Here is a 26,177-nt window from a genome sequence, read left to right as displayed (position 1 = left end):
CCCTGGCCACCGCCCCCCCCCCACCGCGGGTCCTACCGGGTGGGGGGGGGGCGGCCCACCCCCCCCCCACTCGGCCCCCAACCCCCCCCGGGGGTTTTGGCTACTTGTTGTTTTAACCTGCGCCGCCCCCCACCTCCGGCTGGGTCATGGGGGCCGCGCCCCGGGGGCCATTTGGCCAAGTGGGCGGGCACGACAGCGTGAATGTATCACCGCCAGCGCCCCTACCCCACCGCCCCCTGCGACCGCAGCTGCTTGATCGCCGCCTCGTCGTATCCCGCGCCGCGCAAAATCTCGTCACTGTGCTCGCCGACGCCGGGCGGCTTGCGCGGCTGCACTTTCTTGGCGCCGTCGATCCAGATCGGGCTGGAGATGGTGAGCATGGTGTCGTTCTCGAACGGCACCAGAATCTCGTTGTCGAGCATCTGCTTGTCGTTCGGGATGTCGTCCAAAATGCCGACGATGCCGAACACCAGCCCGTTGCCGTCGAGGATCTTGCGCCATTCGGCGAGATCCCTGGTCGCAAAGGTCTCGTCAAAGATCTTGATCAGTTCGACGGAGCGGGCGTGACGGTCGGGTTTGGTGGCAAAGCGCGGATCGGTGATGAGGTCTTCGCGGCCGAGACACCTGGCCAGCGTCGGAAACTGCTTCTCCTCGCTCAGCAACGACAGGATCAGCCAGCGGCCGTCCTTGCACTGATAGTGGTTGGCGACCGCGTTCAACGCGCGTTCGCGCGGTCGCCGCTCGGCGAATTTGGCGCCGCAGAGCTTTGCCTGCGCCAGCACGCTCGCAGCCCACACGCCGTTCGCCATCAGATTGGAGGCGACATGCGAGCCCTTGCCGGTCTTCTCGCGCTGGTACAGCGCGGTGACGATGGCGCCATAGAACGCCATGGCGCAGGGATGGTCGCCCATGCCGGCGACCGAGCGGGCCGGCGTCGTGTTGGTGTCGGCGCGGACGAGGTCCATCAGGCCGGAGCGCGCCCAATAGGCGTTGCTGTCGAAGCCGGGCTTGTTGGCCTCTTCGCCCTTTTCGCCATAGCCGGTGAAGGAGGCGTAGATCAGCCGGTCGTTGAGATGGGCGAGGTGGTCGTAGGTGATGCCGAGCTTGGCGCGCACCGGCGGCGGCATGTTGGTGATGAAGACGTCGGCCTCTTCCACGAGCTTGTAGAGCACGGCCTGCGCCTCAGGCTTTGCGAGGTCGAGCGCGATGCTCTTCTTGTTGCGGGCCTCCAGCAGCCAGGCGAAATTGTGCTCGCTGGTCGGATAGCCCGGAATGTTGGGCAGATTGCGGTAGGGATCGCCGGCACCGGGCGGCTCGATCTTGACGACATCGGCGCCGAAATCCGACAGCACGGTCGCGGCCGCCGGCGCTGCGATGAAACTCGCGCAATCCAGCACCTTGAGCCCTGCAAAAATGCCCTTTTCCATCGCCGCGTTGCTCCCTCGCTCGTGTTGTTTCCCGCGCGCTGGAATTGGCGAGGGCCACGTCACCGGCAGCATTAGACCGATGTTTCGCCGGGATGCAACGCTCCTCGCCCCGCCTCACTCATCCCCTGCGAGCAGGGCAGCGTTGCCGCCGGCTGCTGCGGTGTTGATCGTCACGGTCTGCTCGATGGCGAAGCGCGCGAGGTAGTGCGGGCCGCCGGCTTTCGGGCCGGTTCCGGACAGGCCGTTGCCGCCGAACGGCTGCACGCCGACCACGGCGCCGATCATGTTGCGATTGACGTAGATGTTGCCGATCTGGACGCGGTCGACGATCGCCTCGATCGTATCGTCGATGCGGGAATGGATGCCGAGCGTCAGCCCGTAGCCGGTGCGCTCGATGGCTTGCAGGACGCGTTCGAGATGTTCCGCACGATAGCGCACGACGTGGAGGATCGGGCCGAACACCTCCTCGGTCAGCTGGCCGGCATCCCCAAGCTCGAAAATATGTGGCGCGACGAAGCAGCCCTCCGGCGCGGTGCCGGCAAAGTGCGGCCGTGCCTCTCTCTTCATCCGTGCGATATGCGCATCGAGGCGCTGCTTGGCCTCGATATCGATCACCGGACCGACATGGGTCGCGACGTCGCTTGGATCGCCGATCTTCAACTCGCGCGCCGCGCCCGCGATCATCTCGATCATGCGGTCGGCGACGTCCTCCTGCACGAACAGCAGCCGCAGCGCCGAGCAGCGCTGGCCGGCGGAACGAAACGCCGAAGTGACGACGTCGTCTGCGACCTGCTCGGGCAACGCAGTCGCATCCGCGATCATGGTGTTGATGCCGCCGGTCTCCGCGATCAGCGGCACGATCGGCCCGTCCTTGGCTGCCAGCGCCCGGTTGATGCTGCGAGCGACCTCGGTCGAGCCGGTGAAGACGATTCCGCCGACATCGGGGTGCGCCGCCAGCGCGGCGCCGATGCGGCCGTCGCCGATGACGAGGTGCAGCGCGCTTATGGGAATGCCGGCCTCGTGCAGCAGCCGCACTGCCTCGACCGCGACGCGCGGGGTCTGCTCCGCGGGCTTGGCCACCACGCTGTTGCCGGCCATCAGCGCCGCCGTGACCTGGCCGAGGAAGATCGCCAGCGGAAAATTCCACGGTGAGATCGCCACGAAGACGCCACGGCCGCGCATGGCCAGCGCATTGCTCTCGCCGGTCGGGCCCGGCATCGCCACATCGTTGCCGAACAGCTTGCGGCCCTGCGCGGCATAATAGCGGCAGAAATCGGCGGCCTCGCGCAGCTCCGACAGCGCATCGTCGAGCGTCTTGCCGCCCTCGCGTTGCAGCAGCGCGATGAAATGGGGCGCGCGGTTCTCCAGAAGATGCGCCGCCTGCTCGAGCGCTGCCGCGCGCGTGGCTGCCGGAGTCCGGCTCCAGGCGGCAAAGCCCGCGCGCGCAGCAGTCACTGCCGCATTGGCCCGATCCGGCGTTGCGTCCGCGATCGGCACGAGGTCGATCGTCTCGGCCTTGACGTCGGTCAGCAACCGGTCGAGCGCGGCACGCGCGCCGAATTCGACACCGCGTGAATTGCGCCGTTCCGGCGCGAACAGATCGCCCGGCAGCGGAATCTTGGGATGGGCCGCCTGCTGCGGCCGGACGATGGCATCCGCCGGACGTTGCAGCAGCGCCGCAACAGGCACGCGATAATCGGACGCCTGCGCCACGAAGGAGGAGTTGGCACCATTCTCCAGCAGTCGCCGCACCAGATAGGCGAGCAGGTCGCGATGGCTGCCGACCGGGGCGTAGGTGCGGTAGGCGATTTCGGGGTGATCCTTGGCGAGCTGCTCGTAGAGCGCCTCGCCCATGCCATGCAGGCGCTGGAATTCGAAGCCGCCGTTGGCACCGGCAAGCTCCAGCACGGTCGCGACGCTCAGTGCGTTGTGGGTGGCGAATTGCGGGAAGATGCGTGGCCGCAAGCTCAACAGCTTTTGAGCACAGGCGACGTAGTTCAGATCCGTCATCGCCTTGCGGGTGAAGACGGGATAGCCGTCGAGCCCGCGCTCCTGCGCGCGCTTGATCTCGGTGTCCCAATAGGCGCCCTTGACCAGCCGCACCATTAGCTTGCGGTCATGCGCGCGGGCGAGCGCATCGACATAGTCGATCACGTCGCCGGCGCGCTTCTGATAGGCCTGGATCGCGAGGCCAAATCCGTCCCAGCCGGCGAGCGAGGGATCGGCGAGCGTTGCCGCGATCACGTCGAGGGACAATTCCAGCCGGTCGGCTTCCTCGGCATCGACGGTAAAATTGAGATCATGGGCCTTGGCGCGCTGCGCCAGGTCCAGCAGTTGCGGCACCAGCTCCGCCATCACACGGTTGCGGCTGGTCGCCTCGAAGCGCGGATGCAGCGCCGAGAGCTTGACGGAGATGCCGGGCCGGTCGGGCAGGGGATGGTGACCCGCCGCCTTGCCGATGGTCAGAATCGCGCTGGCATAGGCGTCGAAATAGCGCCTGGCATCAGTGGCCGTGCGCGCGCCTTCGCCAAGCATGTCGAAGGAATAGCGCGCCCTCTCGCCGGAGCGCGGCCGGGCCCGCTCCAGCGCCTGCGCGATGGTCTCGCCCAGGACGAAATGATTGCCCATCAGCCGCATCGCCTGGCGCGTGGCGGTGCGCACCGCCGGTGCGCCCAGCCGCTTCACCAGCCGGCCGATGGTGCCGTCGGGCGTCTCGCCGGGCTGGATCACCCGCGCCGAGAGGCCGAGCGCCCAGGCCGAGGCGTTGACCAGGAAGGCCGTGGACTTGGTCTCGTGGTGGATGAAGTCGCCCTCGCCGAGCTTGTCCTCGATGAACTGGTCGGCGGTGCGCGCGTCCGGCACGCGCAGCAGCGCCTCGGCCAGCACCATCAAGGCCAGCCCTTCCTTGGTCGAGAGCGCGAACTCCCGCAGCATGTCCTCGACTCCACCAAGCCGGTCATCGCGCTTGCGGATGGCTTCGATCAGCCGCGTCGCGGTGCGATCGATCCGCGCCTCCTGCGCGGGGCCGAGATGCGCAGACGGCAAACGGCGCGCGGCGACAACGGCATCATCGGGCGCGTAGGCGGCGGAGAAGGGAGGCGGAACGTTCGGCATGGCGTGTCCTGTGGCTCCAATCCAGGATAATGCTCACGCGACCTTAGCTCGATAGACAATTTAGCTCATTCGGCTTAGAAAATTAAGCTATTAAGCAATTTGGCCTTATGAAATATGGAACTAGATCGAACCGACCGGAAAATCCTCTCGATTTTGCAGCAGGACGGGCGAATCGCCAATGTTGAGCTCGCGGAGCGCATCGGGCTGTCGCCGACCTCGATCGGCGAGCGGCTGAAGCGTTTGCAGCGAGAGGGGTTTATCGAGGGCTATGGCGCGCGGCTCAACCCGCACCGGCTCGGCCTCGGGCTCCTGGTGTTCGTCGAGGTGCTGCTCGACAAGACCACGCCCGACAATTTCGAGCGTTTTGCCCGCGCAGTGAAACTCGCGCCCGAAGTGCTGGAGTGTCACATGGTTGCTGGCGGCTTCGACTATCTTGTGAAGGCGCGGCTGGCAGACATGACTGCATATCGGCGCTTCCTTGGCGAGACCCTGCTGTCGATGCCGGGCGTGCGCGAAACGCGAACCTATGCGGTGATGGAAGAGATCAAGCGCGACGCACCATTGCCGGTGGACTAACGAAATGCGGTCGCGATTGTCGTTGCTGTGGCGTCGAACGGGCGGTCTTCACGGGCAAATAGTTCTCCGTGTGCAATCGCAACGCCTGTCGTCGAATGCACTGACCGTCTTCTGAAATTTTCTTGGCCCGGCTCCCGGATTGATCCGGGAGTTAGCAAAAGCCGGCGGGCTTATACTTTGAGGTTCTCTGCGGAGCTTTTGCCTCGGTTTGCGATCTCTTCATACTCCACCGTCTGTCCTTCGTTCAGGGACGACAGACCGGCTTTCTGCACTGCCGAGATATGCACGAACACATCCTTGCCGCCCGACGCCGGCTGGATAAATCCATAACCCTTCGTCGGGTTGAACCACTTGACCGTACCTTTAGCCATCACGACTTCTCCGCGGGTCTTCCTCCGAGATCTCGAACCGCCAGTCCCCGCCAACCGGCCGGTTCGGTCCTAATACGATACGCGGAATGTGGCTGGCTTGGTAGCTCAATCCACATCGGCATTTCGCCGAATTCCGCTCAACTTCGCGGCGTTTTTGCCGGATTTGCCCGTTTCGCGGTCAATTGGTCCGCGCGTCGCGCGCCATCCGTCAATAAGTCGCGGCCAGATAATCGACGATCTTGCCGACATCGGCATCGTCGATGGGGGCGCCATAGACCTTGATCATCTTGGTCACCTCGGCCTGCCAGAAACCTTTCTTGTCCTTCATCGGCGGCTGCGTGTTGATGTAATCGGCGGAGTGGCAGGCGCTGCAATTGCCCTGCACGACTTCGAGATTGGGCCCGGGCTTGAACGCCGCGACCTCATCGGGGGTCTTGTAATTGACCGGTGCTGCAAGTGCCGAACCCACCACGGCGGCGAGGGCGAGCGTGATGGCGAGGAAAACGGTGCGCTGCATGATCATTCCCCTCAAGCCACGGTGACGCGGACGGTTTCGACGACGTTGCGCAAGTAACCCGCCGGATTCCAGCGCGGCGTATCCGGCTGGGTTTCGCCGCCATTGCCGGTGGCGCGCACCTTGAGCTCGTGGGAGCCCGCCGCGAGCTTCACCGGCAGCGTCCATTCGCGGAATGAGTATTTGCCAAGATCCTTGCCGAGCCTGGCGCCGGTCCAGGTTTTGCCGCCGTCGGTGGAGACCGCGACCTCCTTGATGCCCTTGCCGCCGTCGAAGGCGATGCCGCGCAGCGTGGTGCCGCCTGCTTTCAGCTTGGCTCCGTCGGGAACGCTGGTGATGAAGGAACGGATGGTGAAGCGGTTGATCGGGATCGTCGCCTTCGGCGCAGTGCCCGGCTCGATCGCATTGTTCGGGGTGTCCGGAATACGATAGGCCGACTTCATCCAGAAGCCGTCATAGACATTGTCGACGACGGTGATCTCGTTGAGGTGCTTGACCCAGTAGGTCCCGTAATAGCCGGGCACGATCAGGCGCAGCGGAAAGCCGTTGAGGAACGGCAGGTCCTCGCCGTTCATGCCATAGGCCAGCATCACCTCGCCGTCGCTGGCGTGATCGATATCGAGCGCCTTGACGAAGTCGGGCGTCTTGTCGCTGACCGGACCGTCCATGCCGTTGAAGGTGACCTGCTTGGCGCCGCTCTGCACGCCCGCCATCGCCAGCACGGTCTTCAGCGGCACGCCGCGCCAGCGCGCATTGCCCATCGCGCCGTTGGCGAGCTGGCCGCCGGCCACGCGCGGATCCAGGAAGCCGCGGCTGTTGCCGGAGCACTGGTTGACGGCGACGATCTCGGTCGCCTTCATCTTCCTGATGTCCTTCAGCGACAGCTTGAGCGGCTTGTCGACCTTGCCCTTGACCTCGAGGGTGAACTTGTCGGGGTCGAGACTGTAGGGCAGGTCGGACAGGTGATAGCGCACGAAGAACGCGTTATTCGGCGTGATCGGGCCGTCATTGAACACTGCGAAGGGCGTCTCGAGCTGCGGCGGGCGGCTGGTCAGGCCGATCATCGGCCGCTTCTGCGGATATTTCACCAAAGGCCGTTCGCCATTGGCAAAGGGAAGGGTGACGGTGTCGAGTGCCAGCGCTTTGGTCGGGTTCAGGGCAGTCGCAACAGCGGCAAGGCCCGCTCCTTTGAGCAGGTCGCGTCGATCGAACATGTGGTCTCCTCCCGGAGCTTTTCGTTGATCGCGGTCATCACCGCGATCTAGCACTCATGTGTCGCAACGACTCAGTTGAAGTCAATTCGTGCTTTCGCAGCAGGCCCATGCCGCTGCGTTGCAGCAAGCCGGTGTTACGCCGCGACGCGTTCGCCGTGGTCGACGAGCGCCGACAGAGTCCTGGCGTCCGCGACGACGCGCACGGCCATGGGTTCGTCGCGGCCGCGGATCGCGACCTCCTGCTGCGGCAGCGCATCGTCGGCAAGGCCGGCGGTGCGGCGGACTTCCTCCGAGACGATCGCTTCGCAGGCCAGTGTCTTGGTCATGTCCTGGAGCCGGGCCGCGACGTTGACGGCATCGCCCAGCGCCGTGAACACGATGTGATCGCGATAGCCGATGTCGCCGATGATGACCTCGCCGCCATGGATGCCGATGCCGAAGCGGATCGGCTGGCGCAGATCGTGGGACAGGAGCTCGTTGAGCTCGTCGATTTGCCTGGCGGTTCCGGCGGCGGCCTTCAGCGCCTGCCGGCACGCCTCTTGCGGATCGGCGCTCAGTCCGAACAGCGCCAGCATGCCGTCGCCGACGAACTGGTTCGGCTGGCCGCCATTCTCGATCACGGCCTGCGAGACGGCGCCGAGGAAGCGGTTGACGATGAACACGGTGTCGAACGGCAGCCGCTTCTCGGCCAGCTGCGTCGAGCCGCGCATGTCCACGAACAGGCTGACGAGATAGCGCTCCTGGCCGATTCTGGCGGGCGTCGAGGCCTGCGCGCTCGCCGACAGGGTATGCGCTGTGAAGAGCTGGAAGAAGGAGAGATCCGATGTCGGCCGCAGCTGGCAGGCCAGCCTGATCGAGGGATCGCTGGTGCCGACACGGGTGAGCACGAACGCCTCGCGCTGCGACGGCTCGGGCAGGGCGCCATGATCGCCGATGATGCGGATGCGGCAGGTCGAGCAGCGGGCGCGGCCGCCGCAGACGCTGGCATGCGGCACATTGTGGCGCAGGCTCGCTTCCAGCACGGAGAGGCCCTTGGGGACGCGCACCGTCTTGCCGTTGCCGTAGGACAGCGCGATCATGCCACCGCGTCGTTCGCGCAGGGCGCGCACGCCGCGCGCCAGCAGCGCCAAAGCGAGCAGTCCGAGATAACCGGCGGTGAGGCCACCGGTGATGCGGTCGAGCGTCGTGGCCTCGGCAGCCGTGCCGACCTGGCGGCGTGTGAGATTATGCGTCCGCCATTCCCCGTCGTCGGCCTCGATCTCGACGCTGCGGCCACCCTGGTAGACACCCAACAGCGACAGCGTCGGAATCAGCACGGCCGCCGCGAGCAGATAGGGCGCCGCGCGCGTGAAGAACGGTTTGAGGCGAAGCCAGAAATAGATGCCGATGCAGCCGTGAACCCAGGCGATCAGAAGCAGGACCGTCATGGTCCAGATACGGTTCGATGCGACGAAGAACAGATAGAGTTCCTGCGGATAGAGTTTTTGGTGTCCGTAAAGCGCCTGGCCGAGCCGCACCCCGATCACATGCGCCATGACCAGCGCGGGGATGCTCAAGCCCAGCACGAGTTGCAGCGGCTCGACCGTCCGCCAGCGGAACTGCCGGCGCTGATAGAGCGCGTAGATGCCGAGCCCCATATGCGTGAGGGCCGCCGTGTAGAACGTGATCGCAACCGGCAGGAACTGCCAGAACAGTGTGTGATAGTAGACCCCGATCTCCATGGCATCGACCGAGATGTTGCCGAGCGCATGGTTGAGGAAATGGCTAACGACATAGGCGAACAAAATGACGCCGCAGACCAGCCGCACCTGGCGCAAGCTGATGGCGCGGGAAAGCTCGGACAATCGTGTGGATGCGGTGGCGGCCATGATTCCGTTGTATCAGTTCATGAAGGAGAACAGCCAGCGCCGCGTTTAATTCCGGGGGTGGACAGCTTGCGGGATCACATCCGCGGCAGGAATTACTCCATTGTCGTCCCGGACAAGCGCCGCATGGCGGCGCGCAGATCCGGGACCCATAGCCACAGGGAGTCGTTGTGGCACGGGCTGGTAGCTACGGGTCTTCGCCAAACCCTCCCTGTGGTTATGGGTCCCGGATCAGCGCTTCGCTTGTCCGGGACGACAGCGCAACAGGCCGATCCACCCCCGACATTGACTCCCCCTCCCAGGTTGGCGAAAAGCGCCGCCGTGGCGACAGCTCCCGACATCACGATGCCCCCCCTAGGCGCGGCGCGCCGGCCGCTCGTCATGGCCGCGGCGATCGTCGCCGCGATGACGCTGCTGCGCATGGTCTACGCCTCGGCCATCGAGCTGCGCACGGACGAGGCCTATTACTGGACCTGGTCGCAGGAGACGGCGCTCAGCTTCCTGGATCATCCCCCCGGCATCGCCTGGCTGATCCGGTTCGGCACTGCGATCTTCGGCGACACAACGCTCGGTGTGCGCTTCGGCGGTATCGTCGCGATGGTGGTGACGCAGCTCCTGCTCGCCGATATCGTTCGCCGCCTCACCCATGACGTGCGCGCGGTCGTGCTCGCGGTGCTGATGCCGGAGGCCGCGCTCTATTACGGGCTGCTGATGGCCAAGGTCGCGCCCGATGCCGCCATGATCCCGTTTGCGGTGGCGATGATGTGGTCCCTGGTGCGCCTTGCGCAGGGCGGCGACGGCCGCTGGTGGCTTGCGGCCGGCCTGTTCGCCGGGCTCGCGATGCTGTCGAAATTCACCGTGATCATGTTCGCGCCGGCGGTTGCCGCCTTTCTGCTGGTGCCGGATTGGCGCTGGCGCTGGCTGCGCAGCCCCTATCCATATCTCGCGGTGCTGATCGCAATCGTCGTATTCTCGCCCGTCCTGATCTGGAACGTGCAGCACGACTGGGCCGCGATCCGCTTCCAGGGTGTGCGTGCCACCACCAGCTACGGCATCTCGCTCCGCACCTTCGGCGATTACATCGGCCTGCAATTCGGACTGGTCGGCTTCGTCATGCTGCCGGTGGTGCTGACGGGGGTGGTGCTGACGGCGTGGCGCGGCTATCGCACGCGCGAGCCGGTCGCGATTTTGTTGTCGACCGCGGTCCTGGTGCCGTTTCTCTATTTCTTGGTGAAATCGCTGACCCTCCGCGTCGGTGACACCTGGCCGATGTTCATGTGGCCGGTCGGCTTCGCCGCCGCCGCTGTCAACCTCACCATGCTGTCGCGCGAAGGAAGATCGGCGCGGATGATCAGGGCATCGCTGTTCTGGGCCAACACAGCGGTGGTCTCCGGCATCGCCTTTGTCATCATCGTGTTCCTCTATTACGTCGCCGCGCCTTGGAATTTTCTCGGGAAGATCGATCCGATCGGCGCCGAGTCCGGTTACGAGCAGGTCGCCGCGCGCGCACAGGCCGCATTGGACGAGACCGGCGCGACCTGGATCGCAACCACGGACTACCGCACCTATGCCATGATGCGCTGGCTGTTCAGGGGCCGCGTGCCCGTGATCGAGATCAACGAGCGCGGCCGCTTCCAGGATTTTCGTGATCCCGGCTTGGATCGGATCAAGGGCCATGCCGGCATTTATGTTGGGCGCGAGCCGGACAATCGCTCATCGCTGTGGGAGAACATCCCCGCCAAACGCGAGCCGCTCGGTCAGATCGAGCGCCGCTGGCGCGGACTCGTGATGGACACGTATACGCTGGAAAAGCTCACCGGCTGGACTCCGGAGCTTTCACCACCGAAGGACTCGCCGCTGTTCCAGTGGCGCGTGCTGGCGGGAGAATTCGAGCGACGTACGCTCGCCTAGCAAGGCGGCCTTCTTCCTTCTCCCCTTGTGGGAGAACGTGGCGCGAAGCGCCGGATGAGGGGGCTCTATCAGCTAAGACAACTGCGAGAGGCGCGCGCGGAGAGAGACCCTCACCCGTCTCGCCACTTCGCGTCGAGCCACCCTCTCCCACAAGGGGAGAGGGGAAAACGAGCGCGTCGGGCGAACGGAGCGCTACTCCTCGTCGTCCTTCTTCCGCAGCAGATCCGTCGCGAGATCCGATAGCTTCGGCGGCGGCAGGGCCGCGAACGGCAGCGGCCGTGTGACGTCGATTGCGGCGAGGCCCAGCCGCGCCGTCAGCAATCCATTCAGCATGCCTTCGCCCAGCCGCTGCGACAGCTTCGCCGCAATGCCGTGGCCGAGCATCTGCTGCACCAGGCTGTCGCTCGCCGCCATACCGCCGGTGATGGCGAGATGGGCTATGACGTGGCGGAGCAGGCGGATCATGCCGAGCGCGCCGGGGCGGCCGCCGTAGAGAAAAGCGAGCTGGCGGATCAATCTGAGCGACGCCACGAACACGAACAACACATCGATCAGCGCGCGGGGCGAAACCGCTGTCACGATCGAGACCTTTTGCGCGGCTGACGACACCAGCCGCCGCGCCTCGATGTCCAGCGGCGACATCAATTCACGCTCGGCGAGCCGGATCATGTCGGCGCCGTCGATGATCTCGCCGGCATGGCTTTCCAGCGTGGCGCGGGCGCGCGCGAGCTGCGGGTTCTGGTGCGCGATCTTGAGCAGATCCTGCACGATGATGCGGCTCTCCTTACGATCGTCGCTGGCAAGGACAGCGGCTGCGCGCTGATGCAGCTTTTCGATCGTTGCCAGCCGCGCCAGCCCGAACGCCTCGCGTCCGGTCACCACCGCGAGCGCAAGCGCGGTAACTGAGGCAAGCGCCAGTCCGACGAAGCCGAGGCTGTCGCTACGCGCAAACAGATCCTCGATCAGACGGACGACGCCTAGCCCGACCCCGAGCAGCGTCAGCCCGGCAACGCCGGACCAGAACAATGCGCCCCAGGGAAAGCCGCGCCGCGCCGGAAGCGTCGCTGCGATCGGCACCGGCAAGTTCGCCGGATCGGGCTCCGGCGTGATCTGGATGGTGGTGCGGCCGAGCCGGGCCGTTTCGTCGGCCTCGGTAACGACGACGCCGGGGTCGTCGAGCCGGAACGTTGCCGGTCGCCGCGACTTCGATCGGTCGTTCATGACAATTTGTCTCCGAGCAGGAACTGCAGGGCACGGTCGAGGCGGATGTGAGGCAGCGCCGCCTGGTCGGCCCCCTCGCGTTCGATCTTTGGCGGACGGAAACGCAGGAAGCGAAAATCGCTCTTCCCGGCGGCCTCGGTCGAGAGCCCGCGGAACGCATCGGTGCCGTTGAACAGCAGTTCGGGATCGAGCGGGAGGTCGCCCGGAAAGGTCGCCACCTCGGTGTTGCCGTCGAAGAATTCGCCACCGGCGCTTTCGCCCGCGGCCGGCGTTCCCAAAATCGACGGCAATTTGTCGCGGCCATGCGCGACCTGCGCCTCGCGCGTGGCGCGGACGGCGGCGAACGCGATGACGTCGATCTCCGCGCCGGTAGTTTCCGCGCGCGCCACGGCGCGGGTGACCGCGCGGCGCAGCACGGCCTCGAGCCGGTCGTGGCTGGAATGATGCAGATGGTCCGCCTTGGTCGCCGCGAACAGCACGCGGTCGATCCGCGGCCGGAACAGGCCGGAGAGGATCGTGCTGCGGCCGATGTTGAAGCAGTCCAGAATGCCCGCGAGTGCGGCTTCGAGATCGTGCAGCGCTTCAGGGCCGGCGTTGAACGCGGCGAGCGCGTCGGCCAGCACGATCTGGCGATCGAGCCGGGCAAAATGATCACGGAAGAACGGCCGCACCACGACGTCCTTGTAGGCTTCATAGCGGCGCACCATCATGGCCCACAGCGATCCCTCCGGCGCCTGGCCGCCCGCGGGCACGTCGAGCGGAGCAAAGGTCAGCGCCGGTGTGTCGGCGAGATTGCCCGGCATCAGGAAGCGGCCGGGTGGCAGCAGGCTCATCGCAAACCGCTCGTCGCGGCAACCTTGCAGATAGCCTCTGAAGAGCTTTGCGGCCGTCAGCGTCGCCTGCTCGTCCTCGCGCGCCTCGGGCTTGAGCGTTGCGAGATGCGCGTGCCAGTCCGCGGCAAGATGGACGCGAGGCGCCTCGCGCGACAGGGCGAGACTTTCGGCCGACCATTGCTCAAAACTCTTCTGGAGCAGCGGCAGGTCGAGCAGCCACTCGCCGGGATAGTCGACAATGTCGAGCGTCAGCGTGCGGTCGGCGCCGTTCTGGCGCTGGTAGTCGATGACGAGCCTGAGCTCGCTGATGTCGACAGTCGAGCTCGGCCAGCGCCGCTCCTCGATCAGCGCGCGCAGATGGCTCTCATAGGCGAAGCGCGGCACGGCGTCGTCCGGCTGCGGCGCCAGATGCGCCCGCGCGATCCGCCCGGATGAATAGGCCTCGAATACCGGAAAACGGCCGCCACGGGTGAGGCCGTGGATCAGCGCGGTGATGAACACCGTCTTGCCTGCCCGCGACAGGCCGGTGACCCCGAGCCGCACGGTCGGGTTGAAGAAGTGCTCGCCATAGTCGATCAGCGCCCTCGCCGACAGCCGCGCTTCTTCGACGATATCCTGGAAACTGAATGCCATTTGAACGTTAAGTGATCTCGGCGGGAGAAAATGTGTGACCGATCACAAAAGTGGCAATTGCGTGCGGAAAATCAAGCTTCATACTTCCACCTCCTTTGTCGGCAAATCAGCCGTTTGCAAATCACCCGTTTGAACGACGCGCCGGTCCCGAAACACCCATACAAGAGGGTATTGTCTCACTTTGCGGATTGCCATGACCGTCTTTCAACTGAAACAGCTCGCATCCTCCTCCGTCCACGCAGCGGCCGACGCGGTCGGCTGGCATTACGACCGCGCCGAGCTGATCGCCGACGGCGTGATCCACGCGATCGGCGTGCTCTGCGGCCTCATTGCCGCGACCGTGCTGGTGGTGCTGACGGTGCTCTTTGCCGACGCGACCGACATCGTCGGCGTCTCGATCTACGTCGCCGGCCTGCTCTCGATGCTGGTGTTGTCGGCGACCTATAATCTCTGGCCGGTCTCGCCGGCCAAATGGCTGCTGCGGCGCTTCGACCATTCGGCGATCTATCTCCTGATCGCGGCGACCTACACGCCGTTCATCCTGGAGGTGAAGGACAGTGCCTTCGCGCTGGTGCTGCTCGCCGGTGTCTGGTGCGTGGCGCTCCTCGGCATCGTGCTGAAACTTCTCTACCCCGGCCGGTTCGACCGCGTCGCGGTCGGCATCTATCTCGCCATGGGCTGGAGCGGCATCATGCTCTATGATTCCGTGGTCAAGGCGCTGCCCGCGCTGGTGCTGGGCTTCATCCTTGCGGGCGGACTGCTCTACAGCTTTGGCGTGATCTTCCATGCCTGGCGGCGGCTGCGCTTCCAGAATGCGATCTGGCACGGCTTTGTCTTGGCCGGTGCGGCGTGCCATTATACCGCGGTGCTCGACCTCGTGTTGAGCTGAGCAAGCTCCGCCAAGCGGAATAAGCCAAAACGGTATAAGACAAGAGGAGACGTCGCATGCAGGTGACCGGCAAGGTCGTGGTCGTCACGGGCGGCGCCAACGGCATCGGTAAGGCGCTATGCGAGGCGTTTCACAAGGTGGGTGCGGCCAAGGTCGTCGTCGCCGACATGGACGCGGACAATGCGCGGACGGTCGCTGCCACGGTGGATGGCGCGGCCTTCAAATGCGATGTCGCGCAGGAAAAGGATATTTCCCACGTCATCGAGGAGACCGAGCGGCAGTTCGGCCCGATCGAGTTGTTTTGCTCCAATGCCGGCATCGGCGGCGGTTTCGATCCGATGTCGGTCAATGCCGGCGGCGCCTCGGATGAGCCGTGGCAGCGCAGCTGGGCGATTCACGTCATGGCGCATGTCTATGCGGCGCGGCATCTGATCCCGCGTATGAAGGCGCGCGGCGGCGGCTATTTCCTCAACACCATCTCGGCTGCGGGCCTGCTGTCGCAGGTCGGCAGTCCGGCTTATTCCACCACCAAGCATGCCGCGGTCGGCTTTGCCGAAAATCTCGCGATCTCGCACAAGGCGCACAACATCCGCGTCTCGATCCTCTGCCCGCAGGGCGTCGACACCAACATGCTGCGTTCGATTCCGAAGGGCCCGCAATCCGGCGACGGTGACCTCTCGCCCGAGCAGGTCGCGAACGACGTGCTCGCCGGGCTCGAGCAGGAGACGTTCCTCATCCTGCCGCACCCGCAGGTGCTCGGCTACATGCGCAAGAAGACCGAGAACTACGACCGCTGGATCGGCGGCATGGCCAAGATCCAGGCCAGGATGCGGGAAGATTTCGGGACGTAGGCTGGGCTACAATTTCGGTGTCGTCCTGGCGAAGGTCAGGACCCCATACCGCGAGGTCTACCGATCTTGCCGTGGTAGCAGTACCGAATGACAAGTCTTCGCCAAACTACTTCCTGGGGTAATGGGTCCTGGCTTTCGCCAGGACGACGCTGGTAGCTACGCCGCCGACTCCACCTCGCCCTCCACCCGGCTCTGCCGCAAAGCCCGCGCATAGAGCATCATCCCTTCCCGGACCGTGCGCTGCTCGGCCTCTGTCAGTGCGGCCAGTGCACCACTCACCTGCTGCCGTCCGAACGCGTGCAGCGCCTCCAGCGTGCGGCGGCCCTTCGCCGTCAGCGACAACAGCTTGCTGCGCGCATCGGCTTCATCCGGCGTCTCCCGCAGCTCGCCGCAGTCGATCAGCTTGCGCACCAGGCGGCTGACGCTCGATTTCTCCAGCCGCAGGAAATCGCCGAGCTCGCCAGAATTCATCGGCCCGCGGATACCGATCTCCAGGATCGTGTGCACGGCCGACGGCGGATAGTCCGATGCCGCCACCGTCGCGTCCATGAAGCCGAGCTCGCGCACCATCAGGCGCGAGGCCGCGCGAATGTCGTCGATCAGCGAAAGCCCGGTCATGCTTGACTCCGTGCATATAGTTGTATCATACAACTATATGCGCGCAACGGCGCGCGCAAGCGTTTTGGAGTGAGCCATGAGCGGAACTTTGCCGACGGGTGCGCGGATGAGGGGCAAGGTCTGCGTGGTGACGGGCGGCGGCAGCGGCATCGGCCGTGCCACGGCGTTGCGAATGGCGTCCGAAGGCGCGGAGGCGATCGTCGTGGCGGGCCGGCGCGAAGCCGAGATCGATGCCGCCGCCGCGGCGTGCCGCGAACTCGGTGCGGACGCCATCGCGATCAAGACCGACATCACGCGCGAGGACGATGTCGCGCGGCTCGTCAGCACCGCCATCGATCGCTGCGGCCGGCTCGACGTCGCCTTCAACAATGCCGGCTTCCAGGAGCGGCGCGCGCCGCTGGAAGAGCAGGGCATGGATGTCTACGACAGCGTGTTCGACACCAATGTCCGCGCGCTGTTCCTGTGCCTGCGCCATCAATTGCCGGTCATGCTCGCGCAAGGCCGCGGCAGCATCGTCGTCAACGCCTCCGTCAGCGGCGTGCGCAACCCCAATCCCGGCTTCTCGCTCTACTCGGCATCCAAGGCTGCGGCGATCTCGCTGACACGTTCTGCCGCGATGGAGAACGCTCCACGCGGCATCCGCATCAACGCCATCGCCCCCGGCCGCGTCGTCACCGACATGATGCTGCGCGCCGGTGTCGGCGATGTCGCAACCGTCAGCGCGGGCCTGCCGCTGCGGCGGATGGGGAGCCCGGAGGAGGTGGCCGAGGCGGTGGTGTGGCTATCGTCCGACGCGTCGTCCTATGTCGTCGGGCATGTGCTGGCGGCGGACGGAGGATTTTTGGCGTCGTAGATTTGGCGGTCGCGCCAAACATTCGCTGTCGTCCCGGCGAAGGCCGGGACTCATAACCCCAGGGAGACGTTTGGTGAAGATTGGTTGTTCGGGATTGGCGCCGCGCACAATCGATGAATCGCGCGGTATGGGTCCCGGCCCCCGTGCGCAATTGCGCACTAGGCCGGGACGACGCCGTCAATGCTTCTGCCCGTACAGCACCGGCACCGCCGAATCCACGATGACCTCGACGAGGCTGGTCGCTTCGAATGCCATCCCGCGCTTCAGCGCTTCCCGGAGCTCCGCCGCCTTCGTTACCCGCACCGCATGGCAACCCATGCCCTCGGCGAGCCGGACGAAATCGATCCCCGGCAGCTCGAGCCCCGGCACGTTCCTCACCTGCATCACCTGGCTGAACGAGCGCATCGCGCCGTAACCGGAATTGTTGATGACGACGATGGTGAGCGGCAGCTTGCGCTGCGCGGCGGTCCACAGCGCCTGGATCGAATACATCGCCGAGCCGTCGCCGATCAGACACACCGTGCGGCTCTTTGGTTTGCCGAGCGCCATGCCGACCGCGGCGGGCAGCGAGTAACCGAGGCCGCCGCTCGCCATGGTGTAAAAACTGTCCTGGCCGCGCATCGGCATGAACTTTTGCATCGCCGGCCGGTGCGAGGGAATTTCCTCGACCAGCGACGCGCCGTCCGGCATGGCCTGCGACAGCGAATGCAGCAGGAATTCGACCGGCAGTGGATCCGCGGCCTGCGGGGCCGGCGGCAGCGTTCGCCCCTTCGGTGCCGCGCGCTTGCTCTCCGGCAGGAGGTCGAGCAGCATTGCGAGCGCCGGCTTCATCGTCGCGATGATGCTGGTTCCGACCGGCGTCACCGCCGCAGCATCCGGGTCATCGGTGATCTGGAAGAGCGTCGCGCCGCCGTCGAAGATCGCGGCGTGGCCTTCGACATGGAAGGTGAACACGGGCGCGCCGATCACGACGACGAGGTCGTGCTCGCGCAGCGCGTCCGACAATTGCGCCGGCGAGGCATGCAGGAAGCCCGCGAATTGCGGATGGCGTTCCGGGAACGAGCAGCGCGCCGAAAACGGGCTGACCCAGACGCTGGCCCTGGCCTTCTCGGCCACGCGCACCATCAAATCGACCGCGCCGGCGCGATCGACGCCGGGGCCGACGACGAGGGCAGGGTGCTTGGCCGAACTGAGTGCGGCGACCAGCGCGGTCATCGCGTCAGCCTCGGGCCCGATCTCGCGGCTGACCTTGCGGGCTTCGACGGGAGCTGCCGCATGCGCCCAGTCGTCGACCGGGATCGAGACGAAGGTCGGCCCGCATGGCGGCTGCATCGCGGTGTAATAGGCGCGCGCAATCGCGGCCGGCACGTCCTCGGGCCGCGCCGGCTCCACGCTGTACTTCACATAAGGCCGTGGGAATTCGGATGCACGCTCCGCATAGAGGAACGCCTGCAACGGGAGGATCGAGCGCGCCTGCTGGCCGGCGGTGATCACCAGCGGCGTCTGGTTGCGATGCGCGGTATAGATGTTGCCGAGCGCGTTGCCGACGCCGGCGGCCGAATGCAGATTGACGAAGCCGGCATTGCGCGTCGCCTGCGCGTAACCGTCGGCCATGCCGACCGCGCTCGCTTCCTGCAGCGCCAGCACGTAGTCGATATCGTCGGGCCAGTCGCTCAGGAACGGCAGCTCGGTCGAGCCGGGATTGCCGAAGACGCGTCTGATGCCGAAGGAGCGCAGCAGGTCGAGCGTCGCCTGCTTGACGGTGACGGATTTGCTGCCGCTCTTGCCGTTCTTCGCCATGATTTCCGTTCCCTGATGTTTATCGGCTATCAGCCCCACCGTCATTGCGAGGGGCCGACGAAGCAATCCAGACTGTTACCGCCGAGGGACTCTGGATTGCTTCGCTACGCTCGCAATGACGAGGAGGAAGCAGCAGTGTATCACCACACCGCCGTCCCCTTCATGGTCGGCTGCCCCTCCGCGTTCGCGGTCCACAGCTCCATGCCATCAGCGGTCTCGTTGGCGTTGATGGAGAACTCGCTGCCTTCGAACAGCGGCTGCACCCCGCGATACGAAAACTTCTTCGGAGCCTTGCCGCCGCTCAGCTTCGCGGCCATCTCGATGATGAACGTCGCCTGCAACGGTCCGTGGAAGATCAGGCCCGGATAGCCCTCGACCTTGGTGACGTAGTCGCGGTCGTAATGGATGCGGTGGCCGTTGAAGGTCAGCGCGGAATATCGAAACAGCAGCACGGGATCGGAGACATGGGTCTCGCGATGCTGCGCCTTCGGTGGCGGAGGCGGGGCCTTTGCCGGCGCGGACGTCGTCGTCATCTCGCGATAGACGATGTCCTGCCGCTCGCGGATGGCGATGCCGCGCGGCGAGGAGATGCTGTGCTCGACCGAGACGAAGCACAGCGTGCCGGTCGAGCCTGATTTCACCTGTACGTCGGCAATGCGCGAGGTCCGCGTCGATTCATCGCCGACGCGCAGCGGCTGCAGGAACTCGATCTCGCCGCCGGCCCACATCCGGCGCGGCAGCGGCACCGGCGGCAGGAAGCCGCCGCGGGTGGGGTGGCCGTCGGGCCCGAGCATCGACATCGGAAACACCGGCTGCGCCAGGCACCAATGCACCGTGAACGGCGCTGCATCGCCGGCCTTGGGCGAACCGACCTCCTGGAACAGCGTCGCGCGCAGACCCTTCACGAGCTGCGCGGTGACGGTGTCGGTGGCCTCTTCGCTGCGGCCGATCCACTGCCTGAGATGATCGATGTCGAGCTTCTCGGTCATGATGCCTCGCTCTTGCTGTTACGATTTTTTGGCCGGTCGTTCGCCGATCCCTGGCACCGCGCCATAGCTGCGCGTCTCACCGACAATGATCGGCGCCGGCGCGGGATAGCTGACACGTCCTTGCGGGGTGTCGACCTCGATGCGGCGCAGATGCGGATGCTTGGTGAGGTCGGCCATGGTGTTGACCTCGGCAAAGGCGATGTCGGCGTCGGACAGCCGCCTCAGCAACTCGTCGCGCGTCATCCTGGCGAAGGCATCCGCGACCGTCTTGTCGGTGAAGTCGCGGTTGCGCACGCGCTCGACCATGTTGGCAACGCGCGCGTCTGCGGGCAGATCCGGCTGGTCCAGCACCTTTGCGCAGAGCGTCTTCCACTCGCGCTCGCTCTGGATCGAGATCAGAATGTCCTTGCCATCGCTGGACGTGAACACGCCATAGGGCGCGATCGAGGGATGGCGAAGCCCCATGCGCTTGGGCGGGTTACCGGCTTCCGAGTTGAGCAGCGGAACGGTGCACCAGTCCGCCATCACGTCGAACATGGAGATGCGGATGTCGGCGCCCTTTCCGGTACGCCCGCGTCCGATCAGGGCTTCCAAAATTGCCGCATGCGCGGTCGCGCCGGTCGCGACGTCGACGATGGACATGCCGACCCGCGAGGCGCCGTCGGGATTGCCGGTGATCGAGGCAAGGCCGCTCTCGGCCTGGATCAGCAGATCGTAGGCCTTGCGGTGCGCATAGGGGCCCTCGTCGCCATAGCCGGTGATCGTGCACGAGATCAGCCTGGGATAATCCTTCAGCAGCCGCTCGCGCGAAAAGCCGAGCTTGTCCATCGAGCCCGGCTTGAGATTCTGGATCAGCACGTCGGCGCTCGCGATCAGCCTCTCCAGCTCGGCGCAGCCTTCCTTGGTGGCGAGATCGACCACCGCCGATTGCTTGCCGCGGTTGAGCCAGACGAAGTAGCTGCTCTGGCCCTTGGCCGCCGCGTCATAGCCGCGGGCGAAGTCGCCTTCGGGCCGCTCGATCTTGATGACTTCCGCGCCGGCATCCGCCAGCCGCGACGAGCAGAACGGCGCCGCCACCGCCTGCTCGACCGCAATCACCCTGATCCCGTCAAGTGCTCCCATGATGGCGGCCTCAGTACGAGCGGGGCATGCCGAGGACGTGCTCGGCGATGAAGGACAGCACGAGATTGGTCGAGATCGGCGCCACCTGATAGAGCCGCGTCTCGCGGAATTTGCGCTCGACGTCGTACTCCTCGGCGAAGCCGAAGCCGCCATGGGTCTGGACGCAGGCATTCGCTGCTTCCCAGGACGCATCGGCCGCCAGCATCTTGGCCATGTTGGCCTCCGCGCCGCAGTCGAGCCCGGCCTCGTATTTGCGCGTGGCTTCCTTCACCATCAGCTCGGCCGCACGCATCGCGGCGTAGGCCTTGGCGATCGGGAACTGGATGCCTTGATTTTGGCCGATCGGCCGGCCGAAAACGCTGCGCTCCTTGGCGTAGTTGGTGGCTTTCGCGATGAACCATTTGGCGTCGCCGACGCATTCGGCTGCGATCAGGATGCGCTCGGCATTCATGCCGGAGAGAATGTAGCGAAAGCCCTTGCCCTCTTCGCCAATCAGATTCTCCGCCGGCACCTTCATGTCGGTAAAGAACACTTCGGTGGTGGCGTGGTTCATCATCGTGCGGATCGGGCGGATCTCGAGGCCCTTGTTCTTGGCCTCGCGCATGTCGACGATGAACACCGAAAGACCATCCGTGCGCTTCTTGACCTGGTCCTTCGGCGTGGTGCGCGCCAGCAGCAGCATCAGGTCGGAATGCTCAGCGCGGCTGGTCCAGATTTTCTGGCCGTTGACGATGTAGCCGGCATTGCCGTCCTTGCGTGCGAAGGTCTTCAGCGAGGTCGTGTCGGTGCCGCTGGTCGGCTCGGTGACGCCGAAGGCCTGCAGCCGCAATTCGCCGCTCGCGACCTTCGGCAGATATTTTGCCTTCTGCTCGTCATTGCCGTGCCGCAGCACGGTGCCCATCGTGTACATCTGGGCGTGGCAGCCGCCGCCGTTGCAGCCCGCGCGCTGGATCTCTTCGAGGATCGCCGCGGCCGCTGAAAGCTTCAAGCCCGCGCCGCCATACTCCTCGGGGATCAGCACCGAGAGATAACCGGCCTCGGTCAGCGCGTCGACGAAGGCCTTGGGGTAGGCCATCTCACGGTCGAGCTTGCGCCAGTATTCGCCGGGAAACTGCGCGCACAGCTTTGCGACGGCTTCGCGGATGTCGGCGTGATCTTCGGTGTGGTGGTCTTCACTCATGGGGTTTCCCGTATGTGCGGCAGTTAGGATAACGCCGGCCGATCCTCTGGCGTTGTGAAAACAATGCCAGCCCCCTATGCTCATTTGCTATAGCGTATGGAGCAGCCTTCCAGGATTGGCAAGCATGGATTTCCGTCAGCTCAGGACCTTCAGTTGCGTGGCGGAGCTCGGCAGCCTCTCCAAGGCGTCCGATACGTTGCGTGTGGCGCAGCCGGCGCTCTCCAGGCAGATCAAGCTGCTGGAACACGAGCTGCGCACGGAATTGTTCACCCGCAATGGCCGCGGCATGGTGCTCACGGATGCCGGCCGCCTCTTGCTGGCGCGCACCTCGGGCATCGTGCGGCAGATCGACCAGATCCGCGACGACATCCAGTCCTCCAAGGGGCCGCCATCGGGCCAGGTCGTGCTCGGCCTGGTCCCGACCGTGAGCTGCGTGCTGTCGGCGCGCTTTGCGCGGCGCTGCGTCGAAAAATTCCCCGGCATTTCGCTGCGCATCGTCGAGAGCTACAGTGGCCATCTGGTCGAATGGCTGCATCGCGGCGAGATGGATCTCGCCATCCTCTACGGCCGCTCCGCCGATCTGCATCTCAACGTCGAGAGCTTGGGGCGCGACAACATCGTCGCGGTGGGTCCGCGCGGTTGTGGCTTGGCGCGCAAGAAGAGCGTCGATGTCGGCTGGCTGCTGCGGCAACGGCTGGTGCTGCCGAGTCATTCCCACGGTCTCCGTGCGCTGATCGAGCACGCGGCGGCGCAACGCAAGATCAAGCTCAACGTCCAGCTCGAGGCGGATTCGTTCCGCGTGCTCACGAGCCTCGTCGAGGAAGGCCTCGGCTTCGCGCTGCTGCCGCCCTCGTCGGTCCACGCCGAGGTCGCGGACGGGCGGCTGGAAACGGCTCTCGTCTCGAAGCCGATGACGCGCGAGCTCATATTTGCCTCTCCGATCGACCGTCCGGTCTCGACGGCCTCGGTCGCCGTCACCGCCCTCCTGCGCGAGGAAGTCGCCGCCTGCCGCAAGGAAGGCGTGTGGGACATCAAGTTGAGCTAGATGTGCCGGTGTCGTAGACCAGTCGCGCGCGATCTCGCCTTCGCATCTCGCGCGAGCTGTCATGCCGAAATTTTATAGCTGGGGAGGAGTCGCCCGCTCTTAATCCACCCTCGGTGTCATTGCCCGCGAAGGCGGGCAATCCAGTATTCCAGAGGCCGCAGTGCTTGAGCCGAGAAGCCGCGGCTTACTGGATGCCCCGCCTGCGCGGGGCATGACAGTGGGGCCTACCCCGGAATCCTCACCGGCAGTGACTCATACCCCTTGATGAAGCTCGAATAGATCCGCTTGGGCTCGCCGACCACTTCGATGCGGTCGAAGCGCTTCAGCATCTCTTCCCAGACGATCTTGAGCTGGAGCTCGGCGAGGCGCATGCCGACGCAGCGGTGGATGCCGAAGCCGAAGGAGAGGTGGGTGCGCGGCCGCGGCCGGTCGATGATGAACTCGTTCGGCTTCTCGAACATCTCCTCGTCGCGGTTGCCCGAGACGTACCACATCACGACGCGGTCGCCCTTCTTGATGTGCTTGCCGCCAACTTCAGTGTCCTGCAGCGCGGTGCGGCGCATATGCGCGAGCGGGGTCTGCCAGCGGATCACTTCGGGCACCATGGAATCGATCAGTTCCGGGTTGGCGCGCAGCCTGTCGTATTGCTCCGGGTTCTCGTTCAGCGCCAGCACCGAGCCCGTCATGGTGTTGCGCGTGGTGTCGTTGCCGCCGACGATGAGCAGGATGATGTTGCCCATGAGATTGTCGGGGTCCATGAACCGCGTGGCGTCGTTATGCGCCATCAGCGACAGCAAATCGTTGCGCGGCGCGGAGTTGACACGCTCGTTCCAGAGCTTGGACATGTAGGCATAGCATTCGTCCATCTCGCGGCGGCGCTCTTCGGCGGAAGCAACAATGCCGCTCTTGGGCAGCGCGGTCGCGACATCGGACCAGCGCGTCAGCTTGCGCCGTTCTTCCCAGGGGAAGTCGAACAGGGTGGCCAGCATCTGCGTCGTCAGCTCGATCGAGACGCGCTCGACGAAATTGAAGGTCTCGTTGCGCGGCAGATTGTCGAGCACGGTCTGCGAGCGCTGGCGAATCAGTTTTGCCAGTTCGTCCAGATGCGTCGGCGTGAACATCGGCGACACCGTCTTGCGCTGCGACGAATGACGCGGCTGGTCCATGGCGATGAAGCTCGGCCAGTCGTAACCTTCCGGCACGTCGCGGATTCCGATGCCGCCGAGCGTCGAATCGGAGGAGAACAGGCCGTGGTTGGTGTCGACATGCATGATGTCGTTGTACTTCACCACCGACCAATACGGCTCGATCGGCGCGTTGGTGCAGTAATGCACCGGCTCTTCCTTGCGCAGCCGCTCGAACCACGGCCACAGGGTGTCGTCCTGGAACAGCCTGGGCGCGCCGGGGTGGAATTGCGCCAGCGGTGTCGCATAGGCCTCCTCGCGGGCCCGGCGCATGCGTTCGGCCTTGTCCACTTGAACCGGCGCTTGGATGTTCATGGTGGTTTGCTCCAGTTGATTTTCTAACCTATCCCGCTTGCGGGAGAGGTCGGCGCGCAGCCCCGGGTGAGGGCTTTTTCCTCTTGGGGGCTCTCGATTGGGGAGGCACCCTCTCCCCAACCCTCCCCCGCAAGCGGGGGAGGGGGCGTAGCTTCCCCGTGGATTTCACTCTGGCTCATCGCCCTAAGCCGCGATCTTCACCGGCAAGCTTTCGAGACCCTTCACGAAACTCGAATAGACCCGCTTGGGTTCGCCGACCACCTCGATATGGTCGAAGCGCTTGAGGATCTCTTCCCAGATAATCTTGAGCTGGAGTTCGGCAAGCCGCAAGCCGACGCAGCGGTGGATGCCGAAACCGAACGAGAGATGCGTGCGCGGCCGCGCGCGGTCAATGATGAATTCGTAGGGCTTTTCGATCGCGTCGGCGTCGCGGTTGCCCGAGACGTACCACATCACGACCTTGTCACCTTTCTTGATCTGCTTGCCGCGGAACTCGAAGTCCGCAAGCGCGGTGCGCCGCATATGGGCCAGCGGTGTCTGCCAGCGGATCACTTCCGGCACGAAGCTATCGAGCAGCGCGGGGTTTTCGCGCAGCTTGCGATATTGCTCCGGATGCTGGCTCAGCGCGTCGAGCGAACCGGACATGGTGTTGCGGGTGGTGTCGTTGCCGCCGACGATCAGAAGGATCAGATTGCCGAGGAAGTTCTTCGCGTCCATGTCGCGCGTCGCGGCACCATGCGCCATCATCGACAACAGGTCGCTCTTCGGCGGCTGCTCGATCCGTTCCTTCCACAATCGCGTGAAATAGCCGGCGCATTCCGTCAGCTCGGCTTGACGCTCGTCTTCGGTGGCGACGAGGCCGTCGGGTCCGGGAATGGTGGTCGCGATGTCCGACCAGCGCGTCAGCTTGCGGCGGTCCTCCCAGGGAAAGTCGAACAGCACGGCGAGCATCTGCGTGGTGAGCTCGATCGAGACGCGGTCGACCCAGTCGAACACCTCGCCACGCGGCAGATTGTCCAGGCACTCGGCCGAACGCTTGCGGATGCTCAGCGCCAGATTGTCCAGATGCGTCGGCGTGAACATCGGCGCCACGGTCTTGCGCTGCGCCGCGTGGCGCGGTGGGTCCATCGAGATGAAGCTCTCGCGGCGCAGTTCCGGATCGATGTCGCGGATGGTGATGCCGCCGAGCGAGGAGGCCGAGGAGAACACCGAATGGTTGGTCTCGATCTCCATGATGTCGTTGTAGCGCGTCACCGACCAATACGGCCCGAACATCGAGTCCTTGCAATAGTGCACGGGATCTTCGCGGCGCAGGCGATCGAAATAGGGCCAGAACGTATCGGTTCTGAACAGCTCGGGATCGCCCGGATCGAACTGCTCCAGCGGCAGTGATGTGGCGCGTGCGCGTAACGCGTCGAGCTTCGCCGCGCTTTCGATGGTCCCATGCATGACCGCTCTCCCTGAGCTGACCGCGCGTTCTCGTTGAATTCTGCGCTGCGGTATTTGATTTGCAATTACAGCCGGTTGTCTGCGCCGGAGCAAGGGCGAGTTTTGCCACATGGGTGTGTTGTAGCCCGGATGGAGCGAAGCGTAATCCGGGATTCAGGCGGCCATTGCCGCTGTCCCGGATTACGCTGCGCTCCATCCGGGCT

The 26,177-nt window shown here is 65.1% G+C and carries 21 protein-coding genes; 6 read left to right on the top strand and 15 right to left on the bottom strand.

The window, feature by feature from the left end:
- Positions 1–221 precede the first annotated feature (221 nt).
- The gene (locus AC0L3C_RS33140; protein ID WP_473410080.1) at positions 222–1,427 is read right to left on the bottom strand and encodes a CaiB/BaiF CoA transferase family protein; all 1,206 of its coding nucleotides are present in this window, start codon (positions 1,425–1,427) and stop codon (positions 222–224) included.
- A gap of 114 nt (positions 1,428–1,541) precedes the next feature.
- Positions 1,542–4,541 (bottom strand): bifunctional proline dehydrogenase/L-glutamate gamma-semialdehyde dehydrogenase PutA, encoded by a 3,000-nt coding sequence (gene putA, locus AC0L3C_RS33135; protein ID WP_473410079.1) that lies wholly within the window; start codon positions 4,539–4,541, stop codon positions 1,542–1,544.
- A gap of 114 nt (positions 4,542–4,655) precedes the next feature.
- Here putA and AC0L3C_RS33130 point away from each other — a divergent pair, with 114 nt between their 5' ends.
- Positions 4,656–5,117 carry an Lrp/AsnC ligand binding domain-containing protein gene (locus AC0L3C_RS33130; protein WP_007596520.1) on the top strand — a complete coding sequence of 154 codons (462 nt, stop codon included), beginning with the start codon at positions 4,656–4,658 and terminating at the stop codon, positions 5,115–5,117.
- 170 nt (positions 5,118–5,287) lie between these two features.
- On the opposite strand, the gene AC0L3C_RS33125 is transcribed toward AC0L3C_RS33130, so the two are convergent.
- From AC0L3C_RS33125 to AC0L3C_RS33110, 4 genes are all read right to left on the bottom strand, one after another.
- Positions 5,288–5,488, bottom strand: a complete 201-nt coding sequence (locus AC0L3C_RS33125; RefSeq protein WP_007596519.1) for a cold-shock protein — start codon at positions 5,486–5,488, stop codon at positions 5,288–5,290.
- A 208-nt stretch (positions 5,489–5,696) separates the two neighbouring features.
- Positions 5,697–6,005 carry a SorB family sulfite dehydrogenase c-type cytochrome subunit gene (gene sorB, locus AC0L3C_RS33120; RefSeq protein WP_456767887.1) on the bottom strand — a complete coding sequence of 103 codons (309 nt, stop codon included), beginning with the start codon at positions 6,003–6,005 and terminating at the stop codon, positions 5,697–5,699.
- A gap of 11 nt (positions 6,006–6,016) precedes the next feature.
- Complete coding sequence (gene sorA, locus AC0L3C_RS33115; RefSeq protein ID WP_473282441.1) at positions 6,017–7,216, bottom strand: SorA family sulfite dehydrogenase catalytic subunit; 1,200 nt, start codon at positions 7,214–7,216, stop codon at positions 6,017–6,019.
- A 134-nt stretch (positions 7,217–7,350) separates the two neighbouring features.
- Complete coding sequence (locus AC0L3C_RS33110; RefSeq protein WP_473410078.1) at positions 7,351–9,084, bottom strand: adenylate/guanylate cyclase domain-containing protein; 1,734 nt, start codon at positions 9,082–9,084, stop codon at positions 7,351–7,353.
- A 342-nt stretch (positions 9,085–9,426) separates the two neighbouring features.
- Here AC0L3C_RS33110 and AC0L3C_RS33105 point away from each other — a divergent pair, with 342 nt between their 5' ends.
- Entirely contained in the window at positions 9,427–10,992 is a 1,566-nt protein-coding gene (locus tag AC0L3C_RS33105; RefSeq protein ID WP_473410093.1) for a glycosyltransferase family 39 protein, read from the top strand.
- A gap of 192 nt (positions 10,993–11,184) precedes the next feature.
- On the opposite strand, the gene AC0L3C_RS33100 is transcribed toward AC0L3C_RS33105, so the two are convergent.
- The gene (locus tag AC0L3C_RS33100) at positions 11,185–12,213 is read right to left on the bottom strand and encodes a YcjF family protein (protein ID WP_473265788.1); all 1,029 of its coding nucleotides are present in this window, start codon (positions 12,211–12,213) and stop codon (positions 11,185–11,187) included.
- Positions 12,210–13,679 (bottom strand): YcjX family GTP-binding protein, encoded by a 1,470-nt coding sequence (locus AC0L3C_RS33095; protein ID WP_473410077.1) that lies wholly within the window; start codon positions 13,677–13,679, stop codon positions 12,210–12,212. The genes AC0L3C_RS33100 and AC0L3C_RS33095 overlap by 4 nt, the downstream gene beginning before the upstream one ends.
- Before the next feature lie 193 nt (positions 13,680–13,872).
- Here AC0L3C_RS33095 and trhA point away from each other — a divergent pair, with 193 nt between their 5' ends.
- Together trhA and AC0L3C_RS33085 are read left to right on the top strand one after the other, a co-directional pair.
- Positions 13,873–14,568: a PAQR family membrane homeostasis protein TrhA gene (gene trhA, locus AC0L3C_RS33090; protein WP_473265786.1), complete on the top strand. Its 696-nt coding sequence runs from the start codon at positions 13,873–13,875 to the stop codon at positions 14,566–14,568.
- A gap of 56 nt (positions 14,569–14,624) precedes the next feature.
- Complete coding sequence (locus AC0L3C_RS33085) at positions 14,625–15,419, top strand: SDR family oxidoreductase (RefSeq protein ID WP_473265785.1); 795 nt, start codon at positions 14,625–14,627, stop codon at positions 15,417–15,419.
- A gap of 156 nt (positions 15,420–15,575) precedes the next feature.
- Here AC0L3C_RS33085 and AC0L3C_RS33080 read toward each other — a convergent pair whose 3' ends face one another.
- Entirely contained in the window at positions 15,576–16,037 is a 462-nt protein-coding gene (locus AC0L3C_RS33080) for a MarR family winged helix-turn-helix transcriptional regulator (RefSeq protein WP_473410076.1), read from the bottom strand.
- Between the two features lie 76 nt (positions 16,038–16,113).
- On the opposite strand from AC0L3C_RS33080, the gene AC0L3C_RS33075 reads away from it, so the two are divergent.
- On the top strand, positions 16,114–16,890 hold the full coding sequence (locus tag AC0L3C_RS33075; protein ID WP_473410075.1) for an SDR family NAD(P)-dependent oxidoreductase: 777 nt from the start codon (positions 16,114–16,116) through the stop codon (positions 16,888–16,890).
- 177 nt (positions 16,891–17,067) lie between these two features.
- Here AC0L3C_RS33075 and mdlC read toward each other — a convergent pair whose 3' ends face one another.
- The 4 genes from mdlC to AC0L3C_RS33055 form a co-directional block, all read right to left on the bottom strand.
- Complete coding sequence (gene mdlC, locus AC0L3C_RS33070) at positions 17,068–18,690, bottom strand: benzoylformate decarboxylase (RefSeq protein ID WP_473410074.1); 1,623 nt, start codon at positions 18,688–18,690, stop codon at positions 17,068–17,070.
- A gap of 140 nt (positions 18,691–18,830) precedes the next feature.
- Positions 18,831–19,679, bottom strand: a complete 849-nt coding sequence (locus AC0L3C_RS33065; RefSeq protein WP_473410073.1) for an HTD2 family dehydratase — start codon at positions 19,677–19,679, stop codon at positions 18,831–18,833.
- Between the two features lie 18 nt (positions 19,680–19,697).
- Positions 19,698–20,801, bottom strand: a complete 1,104-nt coding sequence (locus tag AC0L3C_RS33060; protein ID WP_473410072.1) for a CaiB/BaiF CoA transferase family protein — start codon at positions 20,799–20,801, stop codon at positions 19,698–19,700.
- 10 nt (positions 20,802–20,811) lie between these two features.
- Positions 20,812–21,981: an acyl-CoA dehydrogenase family protein gene (locus AC0L3C_RS33055; protein WP_473265779.1), complete on the bottom strand. Its 1,170-nt coding sequence runs from the start codon at positions 21,979–21,981 to the stop codon at positions 20,812–20,814.
- Between the two features lie 124 nt (positions 21,982–22,105).
- Between AC0L3C_RS33055 and AC0L3C_RS33050 the strand changes: the two genes are divergently transcribed.
- The gene (locus tag AC0L3C_RS33050; RefSeq protein ID WP_473410071.1) at positions 22,106–23,026 is read left to right on the top strand and encodes a LysR substrate-binding domain-containing protein; all 921 of its coding nucleotides are present in this window, start codon (positions 22,106–22,108) and stop codon (positions 23,024–23,026) included.
- A gap of 224 nt (positions 23,027–23,250) precedes the next feature.
- Here the strand turns inward: AC0L3C_RS33050 and AC0L3C_RS33045 are convergent, their stop codons facing one another.
- Together AC0L3C_RS33045 and AC0L3C_RS33040 are read right to left on the bottom strand one after the other, a co-directional pair.
- A complete protein-coding gene (locus tag AC0L3C_RS33045) occupies positions 23,251–24,525 on the bottom strand; it encodes a cytochrome P450 (protein ID WP_018453687.1) in 1,275 nt (424 codons plus the stop codon).
- 183 nt (positions 24,526–24,708) lie between these two features.
- Positions 24,709–25,974 (bottom strand): cytochrome P450, encoded by a 1,266-nt coding sequence (locus tag AC0L3C_RS33040; protein WP_027520215.1) that lies wholly within the window; start codon positions 25,972–25,974, stop codon positions 24,709–24,711.
- Between the last annotated feature and the right edge of the window lie 203 nt (positions 25,975–26,177).

The sequence above is a fragment of the Bradyrhizobium sp. WSM4872 genome (assembly GCF_055811715.1).
Note: the sequence above shows the minus strand (reverse complement) of the source record. Positions and strands in the feature narration are given on the sequence as shown.

Bases quoted from the DNA above. Each gene is read 5' to 3' on its own strand.
- AC0L3C_RS33140 (WP_473410080.1), bottom strand. From the start codon at position 1,427: ATGGAAAAGGGCATTTTTGCAGGGCTCAAGGTGCTGGATTGCGCGAGT.
- putA (WP_473410079.1), bottom strand. From the start codon at position 4,541: ATGCCGAACGTTCCGCCTCCCTTCTCCGCCGCCTACGCGCCCGATGAT.
- AC0L3C_RS33130 (WP_007596520.1), top strand. From the start codon at position 4,656: ATGGAACTAGATCGAACCGACCGGAAAATCCTCTCGATTTTGCAGCAG.
- AC0L3C_RS33125 (WP_007596519.1), bottom strand. From the start codon at position 5,488: ATGGCTAAAGGTACGGTCAAGTGGTTCAACCCGACGAAGGGTTATGGA.
- sorB (WP_456767887.1), bottom strand. From the start codon at position 6,005: ATGCAGCGCACCGTTTTCCTCGCCATCACGCTCGCCCTCGCCGCCGTG.
- sorA (WP_473282441.1), bottom strand. From the start codon at position 7,216: ATGTTCGATCGACGCGACCTGCTCAAAGGAGCGGGCCTTGCCGCTGTT.
- AC0L3C_RS33110 (WP_473410078.1), bottom strand. From the start codon at position 9,084: ATGGCCGCCACCGCATCCACACGATTGTCCGAGCTTTCCCGCGCCATC.
- AC0L3C_RS33105 (WP_473410093.1), top strand. From the start codon at position 9,427: ATGCCCCCCCTAGGCGCGGCGCGCCGGCCGCTCGTCATGGCCGCGGCG.
- AC0L3C_RS33100 (WP_473265788.1), bottom strand. From the start codon at position 12,213: ATGAACGACCGATCGAAGTCGCGGCGACCGGCAACGTTCCGGCTCGAC.
- AC0L3C_RS33095 (WP_473410077.1), bottom strand. From the start codon at position 13,679: ATGGCATTCAGTTTCCAGGATATCGTCGAAGAAGCGCGGCTGTCGGCG.
- trhA (WP_473265786.1), top strand. From the start codon at position 13,873: ATGACCGTCTTTCAACTGAAACAGCTCGCATCCTCCTCCGTCCACGCA.
- AC0L3C_RS33085 (WP_473265785.1), top strand. From the start codon at position 14,625: ATGCAGGTGACCGGCAAGGTCGTGGTCGTCACGGGCGGCGCCAACGGC.
- AC0L3C_RS33080 (WP_473410076.1), bottom strand. From the start codon at position 16,037: ATGACCGGGCTTTCGCTGATCGACGACATTCGCGCGGCCTCGCGCCTG.
- AC0L3C_RS33075 (WP_473410075.1), top strand. From the start codon at position 16,114: ATGAGCGGAACTTTGCCGACGGGTGCGCGGATGAGGGGCAAGGTCTGC.
- mdlC (WP_473410074.1), bottom strand. From the start codon at position 18,690: ATGGCGAAGAACGGCAAGAGCGGCAGCAAATCCGTCACCGTCAAGCAG.
- AC0L3C_RS33065 (WP_473410073.1), bottom strand. From the start codon at position 19,679: ATGACCGAGAAGCTCGACATCGATCATCTCAGGCAGTGGATCGGCCGC.
- AC0L3C_RS33060 (WP_473410072.1), bottom strand. From the start codon at position 20,801: ATGGGAGCACTTGACGGGATCAGGGTGATTGCGGTCGAGCAGGCGGTG.
- AC0L3C_RS33055 (WP_473265779.1), bottom strand. From the start codon at position 21,981: ATGAGTGAAGACCACCACACCGAAGATCACGCCGACATCCGCGAAGCC.
- AC0L3C_RS33050 (WP_473410071.1), top strand. From the start codon at position 22,106: ATGGATTTCCGTCAGCTCAGGACCTTCAGTTGCGTGGCGGAGCTCGGC.
- AC0L3C_RS33045 (WP_018453687.1), bottom strand. From the start codon at position 24,525: ATGAACATCCAAGCGCCGGTTCAAGTGGACAAGGCCGAACGCATGCGC.
- AC0L3C_RS33040 (WP_027520215.1), bottom strand. From the start codon at position 25,974: ATGCATGGGACCATCGAAAGCGCGGCGAAGCTCGACGCGTTACGCGCA.